The organism is Paenibacillus sp. OSY-SE (genome assembly GCF_000283315.1).
Taxonomy (GTDB): domain Bacteria; phylum Bacillota; class Bacilli; order Paenibacillales; family Paenibacillaceae; genus Paenibacillus_B; species Paenibacillus_B profundus.
In genome coordinates, this window is sequence record NZ_ALKF01000194.1 from 103316 (window position 1) to 122536 (window position 19221).

Sequence of the window (19221 nt, forward strand, 5' to 3'; positions counted from 1 at the left end):
TCATCCCAACAATTCATAGCCCGTCACCGTCAAAAACTCGCTGCACGACTCTTCGCTCACCAAATCCGTAAACAACCGCTTTGCTTCCGCAAACCTGCGGCTTGTGAATGCTTCCTTGCCGAGCTGAGCTTCAATCGCGGTCAATTCTTCCTCCGTCAGCTTCAGGACAAGCTCGAGCGTAATGTCGGTGCCGTCCGCCAGACGTCCTTCCGGATGGCGAATCCATTGCCATACCTGCGTTCGGGAGATTTCGGCTGTGGCCGCGTCCTCCATCAGGTTGAAGATTGGCACGGCGCCGTAACCCCGCAGCCACGCTTCGATATATTGCAGGCCGACGCTGATGTTCGTCCGCAGTCCCTGTTCGGTTATCGTCCCCTCCGGGATGGCCAGCAGATCCTCCGTCGTCGCATGCACGTCTTCGCGCTTGTTATCCAATTGATTCGGACCCTCCATCCGCTCGTCGAACACTTCCATCGCAATCGGCACGAGCCCCGGGTGGGCCACCCATGTGCCGTCGTGGCCGTCGTTCGCTTCACGCAGCTTGTCGGCGCGCACCTGCTCCATCGCCTTCGCATTGGCGGCGGCATCGTGCCGGATCGGAATCTGGGCCGCCATGCCGCCCATGGCATGGGCGGCGCGCTTGTGGCACGTACGGATGACGTGCTGCGTATACGCCCGCATGAACGGCACCGTCATCGTCACTTGGGACCGATCGGGGAGCAGCGCGTGCCGATGGCGGTTCAGCCGCTTGATGAAGCTGAAGATGTAGTCCCACCGGCCGCAGTTTAAGCCGGCGCTGTGCTCCCGCAGCTCGTATAGAATTTCGTCGGCTTCAAAGGTGGCGAGTATCGTTTCAATGAGAACCGTCGCTTTGATCGTCCCTTGTGGGATGCCAAGCTCTTGTTGGGCGAACACGAACACATCGTTCCACAGTCGTGCTTCAAGGTGAGATTCCAGCTTCGGCAGGTAGAAATAAGGGCCAGAACCATTCTGGATGAGGGCTTGCGCGTTATGGTAGAAGTAAAGGCCGAAGTCGACGAGGCTGCCGGAGATGTTCTCTCCGCCGATGCGGATGTGCTTCTCCTCTAGGTGCCATCCGCGAGGCCGGATAAGCAGGTAAGCCGTCCGTTCGTTCAGGCGGTATGATTTGCCCTCCGGGCTCGTGTAAGAAATGGTGCGCTGGATAGCGTCGCGCATGTTCATCTGTCCGCGGATGGTGTTCTCCCACGTTGGGGAATTGGCGTCTTCGAAGTCGGCCATGAAGCCCTTGGCGCCGGAGTTAAGCGCATTGATGACCATCTTCGCGTCTCCAGAAGGACCGGTAATCTCCACCCGCCGATCCTGCAGGTCGGCAGGCACGGGCGCGACCGTCCAGTCACTGTCCCGGATCTGCGTCGTCTCCGGCAAGAAATCGGGCAGTTCGCCTGCATCCAGCCGGCGCTGCCGTTCGGCGCGGATTGTGAGCAGAGCGCGTCGGCGCGGATTGAATTGCTCGTGCAGCTTCTCGAGGAAAGCGAGTGCTTCCGGCGTCAAAATATCCGCGAACGATTCCGGCATAGGACCAAGTACGGCAATTTCCTTGCAATTGTGTGAGGACGTTCTTGTCATGATTGGTTACCTCCCTCTGCTGAAGTTTGGGCTCAAATAGACGGATTGCAAAATGTTCGCAATCGAATCTTGCTCATCGAATGCATAGTCCAAGCTGCCGCTGCCGTTGCAGCGTAAGCAAGGTGTATAGCCGTGCCCCTGGCACGTGCGGCATTCGCCAGTTTCCTCCTGACTCCCTGTGCCGTCGCATTTCAAGCATTCCATTTCCCCGTTGCCATGGCAGTAGTAGCAGTCCATTTCAATCGCCTCCTGATAATAGTGGATTACTGTTATAATACAGTTTTCTAAATCACTAATCTGTATTATAACAGGACTTCGAAAAATGAAAAGCCCCTTTTTATTAAAATTTTCCATCCACTTGCTCGCCATCCTACTGGAGCAACATGTTTTATCCATGCCGATAAAATCTTTTCAATTGCGCATAATGAAAGAGGGGAAGGCTTACTGCAGCGGACACTGGCGCAGTTTTTTGCAGTTTTTGTTTCATAAGTCCAAGCTCGGTTTATTTATAAGTTATGCTTATGTTTGCTTGTGAAAATAAGATTTTGCGTTCTAACGCAGGCGGCTGAAACAAGCATAAACATTTACATATAGAAAAAGTTATGAAATAATAAACATAATAGTTTCAGTACGTGAAACAACGTTCTATTAGTTAATTTTATAAAAGAGGTGAACGGTGCATGATTGAGTTTCAACACGTGAAAAAGGTTTACGACGACGGCTTCCAAGCCTTGAAAGAGATTAACCTTGAGTTCAAGAAAGGCGAACTCACCGTTCTTATCGGTCCAAGCGGATGCGGTAAGTCTACGACTATGAAAATGATTAATCGCTTAATGACCCCTTCAAGCGGTAAAATCCTCATCAACGGCAAAAATGTGTCCGAGCAGAACCCAGTCGAGCTTCGGCGCAATATCGGATACGTTATTCAGAACATCGGTTTGTTTCCTCATATGACTATTGGCAAGAACGTTGCCGTAGTGCCGCACTTGAAAAAATGGGATAAAGCTGCAATCGATAAACGCGTAGATGAATTGCTGCGATTAGTTAATTTGGATCCGGAGGTATACCGCGATCGCTATCCATCAGAGCTGAGCGGCGGACAGCAGCAGCGCATTGGCGTAGCCCGTGCCTTCGCCGCCGACCCGGACGTCATCCTGATGGATGAACCGTTCAGCGCACTAGACCCGATTAGCCGTGAACAGCTGCAGGATGAGTTGATTCGACTCCAGGAAGAACTGAATAAGACGATTGTGTTCGTGACGCATGACATGGACGAAGCGATCAAAATTGCGGACACGATCGTGCTGATGAAAGACGGGGAAGTGATCCAGACCGGCTCACCGGAACGAATTCTCCGCCATCCTGCGAACGACTTCGTGCGCACCTTTATCGGCCAGAAGCGAATGGATAGCGAAACTAGCATCGACATACCGATCGTCGATGAAGTTACGGTGCCTAATCCGGTAACGATTTTCCCGAGCCGGGGTCTGGCGGAAGCGATCAAAATGATGGAACGGCGCAAGGTTGACTCGCTGTTTATCGTGGATCGGCAACATAAGCTGCAGGGTATCGTATCCATCTACAACGTATTGGATCAATACGGTGAAGAGAACAAGACGGTGAAAGACGTCATGAAGCCGATCGGATATTTGGTGCGTCCCGGAACACCGCTGCCTGATGCGGTGAAGATGATGAGCGAGCATCGCTTGACCAACCTGGCTATCGTCGATGATACGGGCAAGTTCGTAGGGCTTATTACTCGGGGGAGTGTCGTCAAGCACTTGTCGGAAGTGTATCCGTCCATTGTAGACAGCTTAGCGAATACGTTCGGAGAGGAGGCTTAACGAATGAATGCATTCTTGTCATTTGTGCAGGAGCGAGGTGCAGACATTGCCGTTGCCTTGCGGGATCATCTGACGATATCGGCAGCAGCTGTATTGCTCGGATGTCTGGTAGCGATACCGCTTGGAATCGCGCTTGTTTATAACCGTTTCAACTGGTTGAACAGCATTGTATTCTTCTTGGCGAATCTGCTGCAGACCGTGCCGAGCCTAGCTTTGCTTGCCATTCTCATCCCGCTGATGGGCATTGGCATGAAGCCGGCTATCATCGCGTTGTTCCTGTATTCCATTATGCCGATATTGCGCAACACGTACGACGGCTTTGATTCGGTCGATCGCGGCGTGCTGGAGTCGGCGCGGGGAATGGGGTACGGCACGCTTCAACGCATCATTCGCATCCAACTTCCGCTGGCGCTGCCGTATATTATGTCTGGCATCCGCGTCACTAGCGTCTATATTATCAGTTGGGCTACGCTTGCAGCGCTGATTGGCGCTGGCGGCCTCGGACAGCTTATCGTGTCAGGGCTGGGCGTAAACAAGCCGGAATTGATCATTACAGGCGCTTTAGGAGCAATTGTGCTGGCGTTCTTGATCGATGGTCTGCTCGGATGGTTGGAAAGAGTACTGACACGCCGTTTCGGACGGACGAGCAGCATTACGGCATAATGCCGTACGCAAACGGGGTGTACAGTCGGTGTAGCGAATGGATCGGCTTAGTAGAGGAGGATACGGTATGAAACATTGGAAATGGCCTGCTGGCATGACCGCTGTCATGCTGGCGTTAATGATACTTCTGTCTTCGTGCGGCGTTGACAATCGCATTGTCATCGGTACCCAGACTTTCTCGGAAACGAAGATTTTGGCAGAGATGTATAAGGCGTTGATAGAGGATCGTACAGATTTGAAAGCAAAGGTGTTGCCCGATCTGGCGGCAAGTCCAGTCGTCATTAATGCGATGAAGAAAAATGAATTGCAGATGGCGACGCTTTATACTGGTGAAATCTTTAATAATCACTTTCCAGTAAAAGATACGAAGGACCGCGAAGAAGTGCTCAAGCAAGCAAAAGAAGGCTTCGATCAATATTTCGATTTCAAATGGTACGACCCGCTAGGCTTTGAAAATACGTACGCCTTCACCATCAGCGAAGATTTGGCCAAGGATAAGGGTTATCAATCGATTTCGGATGTGGCCAAGGATGCGGCCAAGCTTCGCCTAGGCGTCGATACGACCTGGCTGGAGCGCGATACGGACGGATACAGAGGTTTTCAGAACACTTACGGCTTCAAATTCGGACAGGAATTTCCGATGGAATTAAGTCTCGTCTACGCGGCGGTGGCGAACAAGCAGGTTGATATCGTGCTGGCTTACTCCACCGATTCCCGGCTGAAAGCATTTAATTTGACGACGATTAAAGATGATAAGCAATTTTTTCCTCCGTATGACGCATCTACGGTCGTACGCAAGGATGTGCTTGAGAAATATCCGGAATTGGACGATGTCATCGGACTGCTTATCGGCAAGTTCGATGAGAAGACGATGATAGATCTGAATTATCAAGTAGATATTGAGAAGAAGAGCGAACGTGAAGTGGCTGTCAATTATTTGAAAGAAACCGGTCTGCTCGAGAAGTAACGAAAGGAGGCGCAACATGGGTGATTATCAATGGACCATCGCGGATTTGCTGTCTTATATGGGACGGAATTCGGATTTATTGTGGGAGTATTTTGTTACACACGTCATTATGGTGCTGGCGGGGGTAGGATTGGCATTTGTCATCGGTGTTCCGCTGGGCGTGCTATGTTCCCGTAACGAGAAGCTGGCCAAGATCATTCTTGCCGTAACCAGCACGCTGCAAGTCATTCCGAGCTTGGCTCTGCTCGTCTTGCTAATGCTGGCGTTCGGCCTCGGCACGACGACGGTCGTGGTTGGATTGCTTCTGTATTCACTCAATCCGATTGTCAGAAATACGTATGTCGGCTTGAAGCAGGTCAATCCAAGCTATGTGGAGGCCGGACGTGGTGTTGGCATGAGCTCGATGCAGCTATTGTTTAAAGTTCGGTTCCCGCTTGCGCTCACCTATATGCTGACGGGATTGCGCATTGCTGCGGTCATCGCGATCGGGGTAGCGACGATAGCTCCGCTTGTCGGCGGCGACGGGTTGGGCCGGGAGATATATTCCGGACTGAACGGGCAGAACCCGCTGCGCATCTATGCCGGCGCCATTCCGGCGGCACTGCTCGCCATTGTCGCGGATCTTGTGCTAGGCGCGCTGCAGCGCAGGCTGAATTTGTCCGAGCGCAAGTCAAGCAGGAATGGATCAAAGAAAGAACCGTCCGCATCACCGACGGTATAATTGCAAAAAATGCGGGACACCGCAGAGCCGAAAGTTGATTGTGTAAATTGACTTTCGGCTTTTTTTGCTCTTTTCATATGTCAATATTGACACTATAACGAGAGGGGAGTAAACTTTAAAAGCAAGACGTTTCATGTCAGTTCTTACATTAATTACTGTAATGTATCTTTTATTTTATAGACAGAAAGTAGTGATGGATGGAATGGGTGAAGGAGAAAAGACCATATCGAATAGAACCTTCTGGAGTATTATGTTTGCTATATTCTTCGGCAACTTTTTGGCGGTATTAAGCACGAATACGATTAATATCGCACTTCCCGTCTTAATGAAGCATTTCCACACCGACCTGCTTACGATTCAATGGGTACTAACCGGCTTTATGCTGGCTACAGGGATCATTGCGCCTGCAGTAGCTTATTTCGGCAACCGATTCAGCACGAAACGGCTTTATCTTGTTGCATTGGGCGGCTTTGTCATTTGCTCCGTGCTGTGCGCACTATCCTGGAGCGAGGGCAGCCTAATTGTGTTCCGCGTCTTGCAGGGCGCCTTCAGCGGCATTATTATGCCGACGACGATGACGATTGTATATCAGGTGATCCCGAAGGAACGCCAAGCGTTGGGGATCAGTCTGTGGAGCTTGTCCGCCATGGTCGCACCTGCTGTCGGACCGACATTGGCTGGTTGGATCGTTCATGTGGGCGATTGGCATTGGCTGTTCTGGATTAACGTGCCGATTGGACTTATCGCGATGGTGGCGGTCGTCCGCTTTATTCCGATGTACCGCATTAGCGAGAAGGCGTGGTTTGACCGTATCGGCTTTGTGAGTGTCATGCTAGGCAGCTTGTCCTTGCTGCTTGCGTTCGGGAATGGAGCGCGTTGGGGATGGACTTCATGGCAGACGCTTGGTCTGATCGGTGTGGGTATCGTAATCATTGCGCTCTTTGTCCGCCGTTCCCTGAAGATGGAGCAGCCGCTGCTGGACTTCCGGGTATTCCGTCATATGCGGTATACATTCAGCATGCTGCTCGTGTCCATCTTAACGATTAGCTTATATGCAGGGGCTTTGCTGACACCGCTCTTTTTGCAAAATGTTCAGGGGGCTTCGACGCTTACTTCAGGTCTCGTGCTGCTTCCAGCCTCTGCCCTGATGGCTATTATCATTCCGTTCACTGGGCGCTGGTACGATCGCTTTGGTCCAGTCAAGCTCATTTTCGTCGGACTGTTGCTTATGGCATTCGCTACGTATGAGATGAGCCGCCTGCATGTCGACACGCCTCATGGGTACATTACGTTCTGGATGGCCGTGCGCAACGTGGGCATCGCGCTTGCGAATACGCCAGCGATGAATGCGGGGATGTCAGCCATTCCGCGGGAATTGTCCGGTTATGGCTCCTCCATTAACAGTTGGCTGCGGCAGGGGTTGGCCTCCCTATCCATCGGTCTGTTCAGCTCGCTGCTAGCGGCACGGACCATCACCCATCTGGCCGAATTGAAAGGGAGTATTTCGGATCCGGTGCTGCTGCAAAATGCAGCGTTCACGTTAAGCATTAACGATATTAACTTTATTAGCGTCATTATGACATTACTCGGTTTGCCGCTAGTATATTTTCTCGGCAGAACGCCGAACCGCAACCACCCGATGGAGCTGCAGAAGTCCGCTTCTTCGGTGAGTGCTTCCTCCTGAGCCGGCCATTACGGTCGGCTTTCTATTTAACTTCGCCTTGGGCTCATTACTTGCTCTTTTCGGAGAAGGTATGTCAGTCCGTCCATTGCTTCAATCTCCCTTTCATTCAGAATGTCAGCCTTCCTTCCTTTTCAAACGAGGATATGTTCGTTGACTTCCGTATAATGGTCCTTAGCTCCATTCTCCCATACAGTCAGGATGGTTAACGACAGGGATAAGGCACATGGCCTTTTGTATACATACCATGGCATGAAGCGGCTGATCATGATGGCAGGAACAAGAGTCGTCATGGGGCGTACCATTTCCTGATTGAAGTGAGCTGGGGCCGACAAAGGGAGTGCCATTTCCTGATTGAAGTGAGCTGGGGCTGAATAGGGGATGCCGTTTCCTGATGGAAGTGAGCTGGGGCCGACAAAGGGAGTGCCATTTCCTGATGGCAGTAAGCGAGGGCCGACGTAGGAAATGCCGCTTCCTGATGGTAGTAAGCTAGGGAATGCCACTTTCTGATGGAAAGGGAGAATGGAACTAAGGGGAGAATGAAGCGAAGCTCCGTCAGTCTGAACTTGCCACAGCACAGCGCGGAACATCCGTTCATGATGATGAGACCATGTCTTTCTATTTTACAGATGATATGCTCCTCTTAATGTGGACGCCCATCTTTGGAAGGCTTCGATAGAGGTTTTCTCAATAAGCATATGAAAATGGTTGAAAGCGTTGTACAATGGGGTGGAATAACAGATTCCATGGAATGGAAGTTTGATGAACTGCCTGTATTCATGCGCACGAACAACCGAGATGGAGGAATGAACATGACGGCCGAGAGCATTTGCAAGTCCCTTCGATTTCGCAAAGATGGTACCTTTACGATCGTACAATTTTCGGATGTGGAATGCAGACAATGGGAGGAACATGACCCGGCGCACGATGTGATGCGGCAGGTGTTGGAATTGGAGCAGCCAGACCTTGTCGTATTTGCCGGAGATGTTATCGCTAGCGCAAGCACGACCGACGAATATCAAGCGTTCGCCAATGCGGTGCGCCCAGTCGAAGATGCGGGGATTCCTTGGTTCGCGGTATATGGCAATCATGATACGGAGGCGACGGTGACTAGGGAGCAGCTTCATGCGTATCAGATGACATTTGCCCATTCCATTGCCGTACCTGACCCGGAAGGAATCAGCGGCAGCGGCAATGCGGTCTTCCCAGTGCTGGCTGCGGACGGCAAGCTTGGGGCCGTCATTTATGCGCTGGACAGCCACAGCTATTCACCGTTGTCGCCGCGCGTCGGCGGCTACGATTGGCTGAAGGCGGACCAGATTGCATGGTACCGTCAGCAGTCGGCGCAGTATGCGAAAGAGTACGGCGGCGATACGCCGGTGCCTGCCGTTGCGTTCTTCCATATTCCTCTGATGGAATACCATCAATTATGGGCCCTTGAAACGTGTTGCGGACAACGGGGAGAGCCCATCTGTTCGCCGCCGCTCAATAGCGGAATGTTCCAGGCGATGGTGGAGCAAGGAGATGTGATGGGCACCTTTGTCGGCCATGACCACGCGAATGATTTCATCGGCGATCTGCATGGCATCAAGCTGGCCTATGGGCGCACGACGCGTGCTGCTTACACGGGAGTGCCGTTCGAGCCTGGCGCGCGCATCGTGCGCCTGTATGCCCGAGAGCGCCGCTTCGACTCGTGGATTCGCTTGAAGAGCGGCGCGGTCATTATGGAGCAGCCCAAGCATCAGCCGGAGCACATCTGATGCGTTGATGCGGCTGCGATGCGCCGGCGCTATTTACCGAACAGGCGCTCGTTCGTGTTAGGCGTCGAGCCGGCCAGCCGCTTCGTGAAGGTGGCGCGCCAACTGGCGGACAGCGCTTCGACGTCTAAGAGGCGGCGAATGCCTTCCTCGCCGTCCCGGCGGTGGTGCATGACCTCGTTCGCATATTGAATCGATACGGCAGCGGGGTCATGCTTCATCCGCTCCAGCGTTCCGCTAGGATGAACGAGGCCAGGCGTAAGCACGCGGAAATAAAGTCCTGTGTAGCCCGTCTCCTGCATCCACAGCGGAACCTCTGGCATCTTATAGCGGGCTGCCAACTTGAAGCAAGGCTGGCGCGGCTGGGTCACCTGCACGATCGCCTCGCCGATGTGAAAGATGTCACCGATATGGACATCCTGTTCAATCAGGCCTTCCGTCGTGAGATTTTCGCCGAACGCCGCCACCGGAAGTTCGCGCTGCCATCTTGCTTCCCAGTAAGCATAGTGCTCTTGCGCATAGACGCAGACTGCTTTATCTGGTCCTCCGTGATGCTTCGTGTCGGCTTGGCCATCGCCGTCGAACCCGAGCGGGTGAAGATACGTCGGTTCGGATACCGGCAGCTTCACCATACCCGACAGGACCGGCTTTCCGTTGTGTTCCAAGCAATCATGCGGCAGGGCGACGTTTAATGATTTTATTTTGATGTCCAAGTTATCTACCTCCAAAATGTTTCCTTTTAGATTGTACGTTTAGAGGATTTAATTCCTGCGTGAAGAATACAATGAAGTGCATGCCCAAAGCGTTAATGCAACAGGGGGCTATTAGCAGTATAGTGCATTTAGACGAATCTTAATAGACTGACAGGGTGATGAACATGTCACATGACGTGAGGCGCGACAAAGGCCCCTCTCGCACAACGAACGATGTCATCGTTTTTCATTCGGAACAAGAGCTGGAGGCTCATCTGCCTTGTAAAATGTACAAATTGGATCAATCGACCGGAAGCATCTGGGATCATACGCACGATTACATACAGATTTGGTATGTGCTGAAAGGTGAATTCAAGCATACGATCAATCACCGAACGTATAATATGGTCAAAGGCAATTTGTTTGTCATTCCGCCGTTTGCCGTGCATCGCGTCGAAATGATCCCTGGTCAGGATATGGAAGTCATCGGCTGCGAGTTTCTGCCTCATTTTATTAACGAGCGTTTTGAGAAGGCGGATTGGAGCAAGGATTGCTTTGATTTCTCCTATTTGGAGCAGTTTCTTATCGACGAGGAGCAGATTACGCCGAAGGTGGTGCTCACAGGCGAGGCAGATATGGAGGTCAGCCGTCTGCTTGAGGAGATGCTGGCGGAGTATCGTCAATCGAAGCGTTATTTCGAACTGGTCTTAAAAGCCAACCTCTTGAAGCTGCTGTCCGTCATTATCCGCGAGTACACGAAATTGGCCGACAAACCGAGTGAGGAAGACGATCGCGTGGAGAAATACCGCGATTTGATGACCTCAGTGACGGAGTATATTCATGTGCATTTTGCGGAAGAGCTGCGGCTCGAGCGTTTGTGCCGGCAGTTTAGTTTGTCGAAGACGTATTTTTGCTACTTGTTCAAGCGGTTTACAGGCAAAACCTTTAACGATTATTTGATTGATTTGCGTGTACGCAAGGCAGCGGAATGGCTCGTGGAAACTGACATGTCCGTGACGGAAATCTGCTTCGGCGTCGGCTTCAATGATTTGGCGTATTTCTCGCGCATGTTCAAGCGGCATACTGGCGTATCTCCTTCGCAATACAAGAAGAAGGCGCCGCCGATTAACGGTTTGAGCCAACCGTAGGAAGTGTTTCTGCCATACATGGAGAGGCAATCACTTGACGCAACATATAATTATTTAGTATGATTGGGATATTATTCAATTAAGGGGAGAACTTGATGTTGGTGTGCGTTCTTAACTAATCAAATTCCATATCGAGGTTAAGTTGACGATTAAAATGCAGCGTTATAGCTGACGTTTATTTTCTTATACCGTTAACGAGCCTCTGGATTTAGTTAAGAACAGCGGATATCATCCAACGCCCGAGATCTAGCCTCTATACGAGCCGACTCCGTGCTGTTTTTCAGCACGTTTTTTTGTTTATAGTCTTGTAACGGTACGTCCTTAGCAGGACAGCTATACCGTTACGGCTTGTCGGTACGTATACCTGAGGCAGGTATAACGAAAGGCAGAGAATGCGATCTACGCATTTCTTCTGCCTTTTTTTTATTTTTTTACTAAACTCTAAAGGAGCTAAAACAATGAATAACAAAATGCTGCAGCGTTTGGAGTACGACAGAGTCAAAGAGCGCGTCATGGAAAATGCCGTCTCCTATTTGGGCAGACAGCACGTCGAGAAGATGGAGCCTATGACGGATTTGAACGCAATACGCAAGGCGCTTGACGAAACCGCGGAAGCGCACACCCTTCTCATGCAGGGGGCCAGCGTGCCGCTGCCATCTTTGCAAGGAATCGAGCCGGTGCGGTCTCTGCTCGGGACTGGATATATGTTCAACGAATCGGATTTTACGCATACCCTTTTGTTTTTGCGAAGCTGTGCCCAGCTTAGAAGGTATATGATCGCCAAAAGCGAGATTGCTCCGACGGTGAGCGGCTATGCGGCATCCATGCATGATTTGGATAAGCTGAGATCCGAAATCGAACGTTGCATTCACAATGGACGGGTCGCTGATGAGGCAAGCAAGGACTTAAGCAAAATCCGGAAGAAGCTTGCCGCCGTTGAAAATCGCATCAAGTCCAAAATCGAAGCTTTAATGAGCAGATACCGCACGCTGCTGCAGGAGAATCTGGTCAGCATGCGTGGAGGACGTTATGTGCTCCCGATTAAGAAAGAGTTCCGCAAGCAATTCAAAGGCAACTCGCTGGACGAATCGGCGAGCGGTCAGACCGTATACATGGAACCGGCTGAAATTGCGCATATGCAGCATGAGCAGGCGGGATTGCGAGCGGACGAAGCGAGAGAAGAGGCGAAAGTGCTTAGCGAATTGACCGACCTCATGGAGCAGCATGCCCGTGAACTGAATTCGAATGTGGAGACGGTCGGGACGTATGATTACTTGTTCGCCAAAGCAAAATACGGTCTTGCCATCGGCGGACGCAACGTGGGACTGAACATTGAAGGGGTTGTCGACATTCGCGGAGGCAAGCATCCGCTGCTTGGCCGCGACACCGTTCCGCTCACATTCCGCATTGGACGCGGGTACCGAACGCTGATAATTACCGGGCCGAATACTGGCGGGAAGACAGTTGCTTTGAAGACGGTTGGACTGCTCACGCTGATGGCTCAATCCGGTCTGCTGGTACCGGTAGAGGAACGAAGCACCTTTGCGGTATTCAAGCATGTGGCGGCAGACATCGGAGACGGACAGAGCATTGAGCAATCGCTCAGCACCTTTTCCGCGCACATTAAAAATATAATAGACATGCTGAGCTATGCTGATGATTCAACGCTTATCCTCATCGACGAAATGGCGTCCGGGACCGATCCGGGCGAAGGCGTCGCGCTGTCGATAGCAATATTGGAAGAATTGCATCGCAGAGGGACTACTGTAATGGTGACGACGCACTTCAATGAAATTAAAAATTATGCGGCGCTTGCCCCGGGATTCGAAAATGCCCGCATGGAGTTCGATTCCGCTACGCTGCAGCCGCTCTATCAGCTTCGCATCGGGGAAGCGGGACATAGCTACGCGTTCCTCATCGCGCAGAAGCTGGGCATCTCTCCCGCTATTATTGCCCGATCGGAGGAAATTACGGCAGGCAGGAAGGAGCTTGGAGCTGCCTCATTGCCGCTTGGGAACGGCGTGGCCGCAGGCGAAGGCAAGCCAGCGGAAGCGGCCGGAGCGAAGCCCGATGGTCACAGTTGGCAAGCGAGCCCAGTCCAGCAGTCTCAAGACACGATTGACATGGGAGCATTGCCTATTGCGGAGCGGCCATATGCGGAACCGATGATGGTGGAATTGGCAGAATACCTCGACGGAGTGGCAATCGCGCAGCCTGGTTCCTCAACCTTGATGGCTCAAGCGCCTACTGCCGATGCGCCGGAGGAGCAAGCAGGCGAACCGCCGGTCAGCGTTCCCGTCAACAAGCGCTTCGAAGCCGGCGACAGCGTATATGTTTCTTATCTGAAACGTGAGGGCATCGTCTGTGAAGAAGAGGACACCAAGGGAAATGTCGGTGTGTTCATTGAAAAGCAGCGCATTAAAATCAATAAAAAGCACCTTCAGCATTATTTAGGAGCCGGGACAACGGCAGAGAGCTCGCGGTGAATGCAATTCGAACGGTAGCTGTGTTGCCGTGTTGGAAAATGTACAGCGGAAGGGAGGGATTGATCGGATAAACGCCGTGTAGGCTGTATTCGATCTAATCCAATGGATGAGCCAAGGGGGATACTGTCCACTTTTTAGCCCGAAGAACCGACCCAGGTGTGTGTCAACCAAACAGACCTCCATATCAGAATCATATGAGGAACGAATTATGTAAATATTTTTCGTATATTTTTTTTCGTGGTAGCATAAAGGAAAATCCCGATAACAGAAGGGGGGAAGCCTGATGCTGCGCGTGATGGCATTGGCTCTGTCGATTCTTATGTTCTCGGGATGTGCCGACGATCCAGACAAGAATCGTTCCGGGGCCCAGACTCAAGTAAAACCGAACAATGATCGCAATGCCGGTCCGAAGCATGAGCAGGTGACGGAAACAAGGCTGAACAAGGATCTCGGCGGGAAGGATGTGGAAGCTTTGAACGACGCTTTGCTGGATGCTGCCAAAAAGGGCAAGACGGCAGACGTGAGCCGGCTTATTAAGGATGGGGCCGACGTTAATGCGCAGGACGGCAGCGGCCGGACCCCGGCCATGCTGGCAACGCTCGGCAATTACCCGAAGACGGTCAAGTCGCTCATCGATCACGGCGCTGACATTAATATTCAGGCTCACAACAAGGACAATCCATACTTGTACGCGGGAGCGGAGGGATTGTTCGACATTCTGAAGCTGACGATCGAGGCGGGAGCGGACACGAAGCTGACGAACCGCTTTGGCGGGACGGCGCTCATTCCGGCGGCAGAGCATGCGCATCTTGACGTGATCAAGTACCTGCTGACGGAGTCGGATGTGGGTGTCAACCATGTGAATAATCTCGGCTGGACCGCCTTGATGGAAGCGATCGTGCTTGGCAGCGGCGGGAAGGAGCATCAGCAGGCGGTGAAGCTCCTCATCGAGCATGGAGCAGATGTAAACATTCCGGACAGCAAAGGGGTGACGGCGTTAGCCCATGCGCGTGAACGCGGCTTCACAGAGATTGCCAATATGCTGGAGCAAGCCGGCGGCAAGCTGGAACGATAACCGACAAGGGGGAAATTCATCATGAATGCTTCGACATATTGGCTGACCAATGTCAGATTGGAAACAGGCTTCCATACGGAACAAGGACGGATTTTAGGAACAGAGACTGCTCTCCATCACTTGCGCGTCGAGGAGGGCATTATCGTTGCCATCGATCCTGCAGACCGATTGCCTCAGGATAGCCTGCCGCAGATCGATGCGAATGGACTGCTTATGCTGCCGGCTTTCCGGGAGATGCACATCCATATCGACAAGACCTACTACGGCGGGCCTTGGAAGGCTGTGCAGCCGGCAGCAAGCATCTTCGACCGTCTGGCAGAGGAGCAGGAGCTGCTGCCGAAGCAGTTGGCTACCCTCAAGGAGCGTGCGGCTGCGATGCTGGATCTGATTATCGGTCATGGCGCGACTCATGTTCGCACCCATACGAATGTGGATCCGGTCATCGAGACAAAGAATATGGAGCTTACGCTGGAAGTGCTGGAGGAATATAAGGGCAAGCTGACGGCAGAGACTGTTGCCTTCCCGCAGCATGGGCTTCTGAAGTCCGCTTCCGTCAATCGAGTGAAGGAAGCGATGCGTCTGGGCGCGACTCATGTTGGAGCGGTCGATCCTGCGGTCGTCGATGACAACATCGAGAAGTCGCTTGCGACGCTGATGGACATCGCGGTGGAATTCGACGCGGGCATTGACCTTCACCTCCATGAGCGCAACCAACTGGGCCTATATACGATGAACAAGCTGGCCGATATGACGGAGCAGGCCGATTGGCAGGGACGGGTAACCGTCAGTCATGCGTTCGGCTTCGCGGGCATGGCCCATGCGCAAGGGACGGAATTGGCGGAGCGATTCGCTAAGCTTGGTATTTCTGTTGCCTCAACCGTGCCAATCGGCGCAGTTCACATGCCGATACCGATGCTCCGTGACAAGGGGGTTCGCGTCGAGTTGGGCAACGACAGCATCACCGACCATTGGTCTCCGTTCGGTACGGGGGATATGCTGCAGAAGGCGAAGCTCGTAGCGGAGCTGTATCATTACACTGATGAATATGCGCTGTCCCGCGTCCTCGGCTTCATTACGGGTGGCGCTATGCCGCTCGATCAGACAGGCAAACAGGTGTGGCCTCTGGTCGGTGCTCCAGCCGATGCGGTGTTCGTCGAAGCAAGCTGCTCGGCAGAGGCTGTAGCCCGCTGCTCGAAGCGTCCAGCCGTCCTGTTCCAGGGCCGGATCGTGGCAGGAGAGTTGTCGCGCGGTTAATCGCTCAAGCGTTATTGGCGCGGTGGCGCTTTTGGCAAAATAATATGTTAATTACGTACCGTAAAGAGGTTATGGTCCTTCGGGGAAATGTTCTCCGGATGATTATAATCTCTTTATCTTTCCTGCGATTTGGGGAATCCTGGCGCTGTTTCGCACAGGTTGGCTTCATTTGTGTAAGAAAGTCCAACAATTGTGGAAAATAGTGCAATGTGCGCGGGGAGGACTTACCTATAATGAAGAGGAGACATTACATCTGACATGTAACCGCTTGCACTTGGCGGAAGAACAGCAAGTTCGAACAACAATGAAATGGAGTGAGCCATGGTGAAATTAGGAGTCAGTATTTACAGCTTGCATGCCGCTTTGCATCAGAAAAAGATGAGCGTGTGTGAAGCGTTGGAATGGCTGAAAGAACAAGGTGCGGACCATGCGGAAATCGTGGACTTGGACTTTGATATGGTGAACCGTCCAGAATTCGCTGACCAGCTTCGTGAGAAGGCGAAGCAAATTGGTCTGGAATTGTCCAACTACTGCATCGGCGCCAATTTCGCTGGTCTGAATGGTGAAGAGCTGCAGCGCGAGATCGATCGCGTGAAGGCGCACGTGGATGTCGCGAATCGCTTGGGTGTGGCACGGATGCGTCATGATGTGGCATCGCGTGTCCACGGCGAGACGGGAACGGCTTACTTCGAACAGGACTTCCCTCAGCTTGTGGAAGCGTGTCGCCAAATCGCCGACCACGCCGCCAACTACGGCATCATTACAAGCGTAGAGAATCATGGCTTCTACACGCAAGCGAGCGAGCGCGTGAAGCGCCTTGTGCTTGCTGTCAATCGTGACAATTTCCGTACGACGATGGATGTGGGCAACTTCGTCTGTGTGGATGAAAATCCGCTTATCGCCGTGCGCAACAACATTGAAGTGGCATCAATGGTTCACTTGAAAGATTTCTATATCCGTCCTGCGGACCGGAATCCGGGCCAAGGCTGGTTCCAGTCGCTGCATGGCAATTACTTGCGCGGCGCGATTGTCGGTCAAGGGGATTTGCCGATGTACGATATTGTGCGCGCGGTGAAGGCTGCGGGCTTCGACGGCTACGTCAGCATCGAATTCGAGGGCATGGAAGATTGCCTTACAGGCACGAAGATTGCGATGGACAATGCCCGCCGCATTTGGAATGAAGTTTAATTACATTACTTATATATAGAAAGGATGAAAGTGATGAGCAAAGTAAAAGTAGCGGTAGTAGGTGCCGGATCGATATCTGAAATGCATTTTGGCGGTTATGAGAAAAACAGCGAGGCAGAACTCGTAGCGGTCTGTGATCTGAACGCAGAGCGCGCGAAAGAGAAGGCCGTCAGATTCGGCGCGCCTGAAGCGACTATCTACACGGATTATAAGGAATTGGTTGCCGATTCGAATATTGATGCGATCAGCATTTGTACATGGAACAACTCCCATGCCCTGATTGCGATTGCTGCATTGGAAGCGGGCAAGCATGTGCTGGTGGAGAAGCCGCTGTGCATGACCGTGGAAGAGGCGCTTGCCGTACAGGAAGCGCAGAGGAAGAGCGGCAAGACGCTGCAGGTGGGATATGTGCGCCGTTACGGCATGAATACCCGTGTGTTGAAGAAGTTTATCGATGATGGCGATCTGGGTCAAATTTATTACGCGAAAGCTTCCTGCCTGCGCCGGCTTGGCAATCCGGGCGGATGGTTCAGCGATAAAGAGCGCTCTGGCGGCGGACCGTTGATCGACTTGGGCGTACACGTTATCGACCTGTGCTGGTACCTTATGGGCAAGCCGAAGGTAAAATCGGTCAGCGGCAATACGTACAACTTGCTCGGCAACCGGAATCATATTGAGAATTTATCGTTCTATAAAGCATCCGATTATGACGCGAACGTTAATACGGTCGAAGATATGGCGAATGCGCTCATTCGCTTCGAGAACGGCGCTTCTCTCGCCGTGGATGTCAGCTTCTCCTTGCATTTGAAGCAGGATGAACTTAATGTCAAGCTGTTCGGCGACAAAGGCGGAGCGGAAGTGGAGCCAGAGCTTCTCATTCTCGGAGAGAAGCATAATACGATTTTGAACATGAGTCCGCAAATCGACCATCTGAGCTTCGACTTCAACCGCGGCTTCCAAAATGAAGTCGATCACTTTATCGATTGTTGCCTCGGCCGTACAGAGACGTTGTGTCCGGCTGAAGACGGAGTAGAAATGATGAAGATGCTGTGCGGTATTTACGAATCCAGCGCCAAAGGAACGGAGATCGTATACTCTTAGCAGCAGGTGCGAGCGGAAAGGATGGCAGGGGGATTGCGCGAGGAGTTGGCTGCGCGCCTCCGTGAACATGCCTATAAATGGCCGGAGCGTCACTCGGGTCCTGCTTCTGCTCAACGATCATAGTAAGCCATCATTACATTAAGGAGTGGTAACCGTGACAAAAATTACGAATCCAATCGGTGTCATTACAGACAGCTTCCGCCTCCCAGTGCGTGAAGCACTAGTGAAAGCGAAAGAAGTCGGTGCAGATGGCGTGCAAATCTATGCTGTCAGCGGAGAGATGGATCCGGCCAACTTATCGCAAGAGGCACGTAAAGAATTGCGCAGCTATATCGACTCTCTGGGATTGCACATTTCCGCGCTTGTCGGTGATCTGGGCGGCCACGGCTTCCAAGATAAACATGCAAACCCGGAAAAAGTGGAGAAGTCGAAGCGCATTCTCGACCTTGCGCTCGAACTGGGCACCAATGTGGTAACGACTCATATCGGGATCGTTCCGCATAAAGAAAATGAAATTTATTACGCGATGCAGCAGGCTAGTGAAGAATTAAGTCAATATGCCAACAGCTTGGGTGCGCACTTCGCCATCGAGACGGGGCCAGAGCCTTCTGTGCATCTGAAGTCGTTCCTCGATACGTTGACAGGCACAGGGGTAGCCGTCAATTTCGATCCGGCCAACATGGTCATGGTAACTGGCGACGATCCGGTTCAAGGCGTGTATACCTTGAAGGATTATATCGTTCACACTCATGTCAAAGACGGCGTTCGTCTGCGCGAGGTCGATCCGCGCGATGTATACGGCATGCTCGGTTATGAGCCGATGTCGCATGAGAAGATTGCCGAAATGGCAACATCAGGCCCATTCAAGGAAGTGCCGCTCGGCGAAGGCAAGGTTGACTTCGATGCTTACTTCCAAGCGCTCGTAGATATCGGCTACCAAGGCTACCTGACGATTGAGCGCGAGGTCGGCGATACGCCAGAAGCGGATATTCGCAAAGCGGTAGAATTTATTAAACGTTATAAATAAGCATGAATA

The 19221-nt window shown here is 52.2% G+C and carries 16 protein-coding genes; 13 read left to right on the forward strand and 3 right to left on the reverse strand.

What is annotated here, in order from left to right; translation table 11 throughout:
- Positions 1–1608, reverse strand: a complete 1608-nt coding sequence (gene aceB / locus A372_RS0121950) for a malate synthase A (RefSeq protein ID WP_019423056.1) — start codon at positions 1606–1608, stop codon at positions 1–3.
- Positions 1609–1614: 6 nt separating this feature from the next.
- Complete coding sequence (locus tag A372_RS0121955; RefSeq protein ID WP_019423057.1) at positions 1615–1845, reverse strand: hypothetical protein; 231 nt, start codon at positions 1843–1845, stop codon at positions 1615–1617.
- Between the two features lie 443 nt (positions 1846–2288).
- On the opposite strand from A372_RS0121955, the gene A372_RS0121960 reads away from it, so the two are divergent.
- From A372_RS0121960 to A372_RS0121985, 6 genes are all read left to right on the forward strand, one after another.
- The gene (locus tag A372_RS0121960) at positions 2289–3452 is read left to right on the forward strand and encodes an ABC transporter ATP-binding protein (RefSeq protein ID WP_019423058.1); all 1164 of its coding nucleotides are present in this window, start codon (positions 2289–2291) and stop codon (positions 3450–3452) included.
- Positions 3453–3455: 3 nt separating this feature from the next.
- Positions 3456–4115, forward strand: coding sequence for an ABC transporter permease (locus tag A372_RS0121965; RefSeq protein WP_019423059.1), 660 nt, complete (start codon positions 3456–3458; stop codon positions 4113–4115).
- 67 nt (positions 4116–4182) lie between these two features.
- Positions 4183–5082: a glycine betaine ABC transporter substrate-binding protein gene (locus A372_RS0121970; RefSeq protein ID WP_019423060.1), complete on the forward strand. Its 900-nt coding sequence runs from the start codon at positions 4183–4185 to the stop codon at positions 5080–5082.
- A 16-nt stretch (positions 5083–5098) separates the two neighbouring features.
- A complete protein-coding gene (locus A372_RS0121975; protein WP_019423061.1) occupies positions 5099–5803 on the forward strand; it encodes an ABC transporter permease in 705 nt (234 codons plus the stop codon).
- Positions 5804–6053: 250 nt separating this feature from the next.
- Positions 6054–7487, forward strand: a complete 1434-nt coding sequence (locus A372_RS34510) for an MDR family MFS transporter (protein ID WP_019423062.1) — start codon at positions 6054–6056, stop codon at positions 7485–7487.
- 743 nt (positions 7488–8230) lie between these two features.
- Positions 8231–9244, forward strand: coding sequence for a metallophosphoesterase family protein (locus tag A372_RS0121985; RefSeq protein WP_237728579.1), 1014 nt, complete (start codon positions 8231–8233; stop codon positions 9242–9244).
- A 29-nt stretch (positions 9245–9273) separates the two neighbouring features.
- Here A372_RS0121985 and A372_RS0121990 read toward each other — a convergent pair whose 3' ends face one another.
- On the reverse strand, positions 9274–9954 hold the full coding sequence (locus A372_RS0121990) for an MOSC domain-containing protein (RefSeq protein WP_019423064.1): 681 nt from the start codon (positions 9952–9954) through the stop codon (positions 9274–9276).
- A gap of 164 nt (positions 9955–10118) precedes the next feature.
- Here A372_RS0121990 and A372_RS0121995 point away from each other — a divergent pair, with 164 nt between their 5' ends.
- The 7 genes from A372_RS0121995 to A372_RS0122025 all read left to right on the forward strand — a co-directional run bounded on the left by A372_RS0121995 (position 10119) and on the right by A372_RS0122025 (position 19212).
- Positions 10119–11081 carry an AraC family transcriptional regulator gene (locus A372_RS0121995; RefSeq protein WP_019423065.1) on the forward strand — a complete coding sequence of 321 codons (963 nt, stop codon included), beginning with the start codon at positions 10119–10121 and terminating at the stop codon, positions 11079–11081.
- A gap of 458 nt (positions 11082–11539) precedes the next feature.
- Positions 11540–13567: an endonuclease MutS2 gene (locus A372_RS34515; RefSeq protein WP_019423066.1), complete on the forward strand. Its 2028-nt coding sequence runs from the start codon at positions 11540–11542 to the stop codon at positions 13565–13567.
- Positions 13568–13850: 283 nt separating this feature from the next.
- On the forward strand, positions 13851–14642 hold the full coding sequence (locus A372_RS0122005; RefSeq protein ID WP_019423067.1) for an ankyrin repeat domain-containing protein: 792 nt from the start codon (positions 13851–13853) through the stop codon (positions 14640–14642).
- Positions 14643–14663: 21 nt separating this feature from the next.
- Entirely contained in the window at positions 14664–15896 is a 1233-nt protein-coding gene (locus A372_RS0122010) for an amidohydrolase family protein (protein ID WP_019423068.1), read from the forward strand.
- A gap of 321 nt (positions 15897–16217) precedes the next feature.
- A complete protein-coding gene (locus A372_RS0122015; protein WP_019423069.1) occupies positions 16218–17084 on the forward strand; it encodes a sugar phosphate isomerase/epimerase family protein in 867 nt (288 codons plus the stop codon).
- Between the two features lie 33 nt (positions 17085–17117).
- Positions 17118–18185 carry a Gfo/Idh/MocA family protein gene (locus A372_RS0122020; protein WP_019423070.1) on the forward strand — a complete coding sequence of 356 codons (1068 nt, stop codon included), beginning with the start codon at positions 17118–17120 and terminating at the stop codon, positions 18183–18185.
- 154 nt (positions 18186–18339) lie between these two features.
- A complete protein-coding gene (locus tag A372_RS0122025) occupies positions 18340–19212 on the forward strand; it encodes a sugar phosphate isomerase/epimerase family protein (RefSeq protein ID WP_019423071.1) in 873 nt (290 codons plus the stop codon).
- The last annotated feature ends 9 nt before the right edge of the window (positions 19213–19221 follow it).

Bases quoted from the DNA above. Each gene is read 5' to 3' on its own strand.
- aceB (WP_019423056.1), bottom strand. From the start codon at position 1,608: ATGACAAGAACGTCCTCACACAATTGCAAGGAAATTGCCGTACTTGGT.
- A372_RS0121955 (WP_019423057.1), bottom strand. From the start codon at position 1,845: ATGGACTGCTACTACTGCCATGGCAACGGGGAAATGGAATGCTTGAAA.
- A372_RS0121960 (WP_019423058.1), top strand. From the start codon at position 2,289: ATGATTGAGTTTCAACACGTGAAAAAGGTTTACGACGACGGCTTCCAA.
- A372_RS0121965 (WP_019423059.1), top strand. From the start codon at position 3,456: ATGAATGCATTCTTGTCATTTGTGCAGGAGCGAGGTGCAGACATTGCC.
- A372_RS0121970 (WP_019423060.1), top strand. From the start codon at position 4,183: ATGAAACATTGGAAATGGCCTGCTGGCATGACCGCTGTCATGCTGGCG.
- A372_RS0121975 (WP_019423061.1), top strand. From the start codon at position 5,099: ATGGGTGATTATCAATGGACCATCGCGGATTTGCTGTCTTATATGGGA.
- A372_RS34510 (WP_019423062.1), top strand. From the start codon at position 6,054: ATGTTTGCTATATTCTTCGGCAACTTTTTGGCGGTATTAAGCACGAAT.
- A372_RS0121985 (WP_237728579.1), top strand. From the start codon at position 8,231: ATGGAATGGAAGTTTGATGAACTGCCTGTATTCATGCGCACGAACAAC.
- A372_RS0121995 (WP_019423065.1), top strand. From the start codon at position 10,119: ATGTCACATGACGTGAGGCGCGACAAAGGCCCCTCTCGCACAACGAAC.
- A372_RS34515 (WP_019423066.1), top strand. From the start codon at position 11,540: ATGAATAACAAAATGCTGCAGCGTTTGGAGTACGACAGAGTCAAAGAG.
- A372_RS0122005 (WP_019423067.1), top strand. From the start codon at position 13,851: ATGCTGCGCGTGATGGCATTGGCTCTGTCGATTCTTATGTTCTCGGGA.
- A372_RS0122010 (WP_019423068.1), top strand. From the start codon at position 14,664: ATGAATGCTTCGACATATTGGCTGACCAATGTCAGATTGGAAACAGGC.
- A372_RS0122015 (WP_019423069.1), top strand. From the start codon at position 16,218: ATGGTGAAATTAGGAGTCAGTATTTACAGCTTGCATGCCGCTTTGCAT.
- A372_RS0122020 (WP_019423070.1), top strand. From the start codon at position 17,118: ATGAGCAAAGTAAAAGTAGCGGTAGTAGGTGCCGGATCGATATCTGAA.